This window comes from Streptomyces sp. NPDC059909 (genome assembly GCF_042730885.1).
GTDB lineage: Bacteria > Actinomycetota > Actinomycetes > Streptomycetales > Streptomycetaceae > Streptomyces.
In genome coordinates, this window is the sequence record NZ_JBHWKX010000211.1 from 1 (window position 1) to 1711 (window position 1711).

1 protein-coding gene is annotated in these 1711 nt (G+C 70.6%); it reads left to right on the forward strand.

Going from position 1 to position 1711, the window contains the following annotated elements:
- Positions 1-66: 66 nt before the first annotated feature.
- Positions 67-1647 carry an IS1182 family transposase gene (locus ACFV9O_RS40265; protein WP_385428032.1) on the forward strand — a complete coding sequence of 527 codons (1581 nt, stop codon included), beginning with the start codon at positions 67-69 and terminating at the stop codon, positions 1645-1647.
- Positions 1648-1711 lie beyond the last annotated feature (64 nt).

The following is a 1711-nucleotide window of genomic DNA, read 5'->3' on the forward strand; positions in this document are numbered from 1 at the left end:
CTAGAAGATCACTGAAAATCTCGGTTCTGGCCTCGCGCGTACTGGTGTGGGGCCAGACTGCTGCGTATGCAGGGGGAATGGGGCGGGGAGAGCGTCGGCGAGGACGTGTGGGAGACCTGCCGGGAGCTGATACCGGCCGGGAGCGTGTTCGCGTTCCTGGCCGAGCACCGTGAGGTGCTGTTCCCCGGGTCGATGTTCGCGGACATGTACCCCTCGACGAACGGGCGGCCGTCGATGCCGCCGCAGGTGCTGGCCGCGACGGTGGTGTTGCAGAGTCTGCACGGGCTCTCGGACTTCGAGACTGTGCAGGAACTGCGCTGTGACCTGCGGTGGAAGGCGGCGTGCGGGCTGGGGCTGCACGACACCGCGTTCGACCCGTCGCTGCTGACGTACTTCCGCCGCCGGCTGCAGCGCTCCGGTGACCCGAACCGGCTGTTTGACAAGGTCAAGGAGGTCGTCGCGGCCACCGGTGTCCTCAAGGGCCGGCAGCGGCGGGCGCTGGACTCCACCGTGCTGGACGACGCGGTCGCCACCCAGGACACCGTCACCCAGTTGGTCGCCGCGATCCGCCGGGTCATCCGTGAGGTCCCCGGCGCCGAGCAGACCGCCGCCACCTGGTGCACCGCCCACGACTACACCGACCCCGGCAAGCCGAAGATCGCATGGAACGATGAGCAGGCCCGCGCCGACCTGGTCGACGCCCTGGTCACCGATGCTCTCAACCTGCTGGGCCGCCTGCCCGAGCGGCAGTTGGGCGAGGCCGCGGCGAACGCCGTCGGGCTGCTGGCCCTGGTCGCCGGCCAGGACGTGGAGCCCGCCGAGGACTCCGACGGCCGCGACGGGCGCTGGCGCATCGCCCGAGGGACAGTCCCCGACCGCACAGTGTCCACCGTCGACCCCGAAGCGCGGCACATCCACAAGAACCGGACCCGTCACCAGGATGGCTTCCGCGCTCACGTGGCCTTCGAACCCGTGACGGGAGTGTTCACCGAGGTCGCCCTGACCGCAGGCAGCGGGGCCGAGAACCACGAGGCCGCAATCGCCCGCGGCCTCCTCGCCGACGAGGAGTCGCCGGTCACCGTCCTGGGCGATGCCGCCTACGGCACCGGCGACCTGCGTGAACACCTCCAGGCCCAGGGCCACGACCTGGTACTCAAGCCGCCGCCGCTGAAACCGGCCGTCCCCGGGGGGTTCACCGCCGACGAGTTCACCGTCGACACCGACAGGGGCGAGGTCACCTGCCCCGCCGGACACACCGCCGCGCTCGGCCGACCGCTGGCGAACGGCTCCCGGCAGGCCCAGTTCAAGAAGCTGTGCGCCGACTGTCCGCTCAAGGACCGCTGCACCCGGTCCAAGACCGGCCGGGTCTTCAGCGTCCACGCCAAGTACGACCTACTCAAGGCCGCCCGCGACCAGGCTGCCACCGACCCCGACTGGCAGGCCGAGTACCGCCGCTGGCGACCACCGGTGGAGCGCGCGATCGCCTGGCTCGTCGCCAAGGGCAACCGCCGCGTGCCCTACCGCGGCGTCATCAAGAACGACGCCTGGCTCCACAACCGCGCCGCCGCCCTCAACCTCCGCCGCCTGATCAACCTCGGCCTCACCCGCACCAACGGCACCTGGACGCTCGCAACGGCACACGCATAAGGCAAGGGGCTGCCCGGCCCACCGCCGGACAGCCCCACACGCAAGATTTTCAGTGATCTTCTAG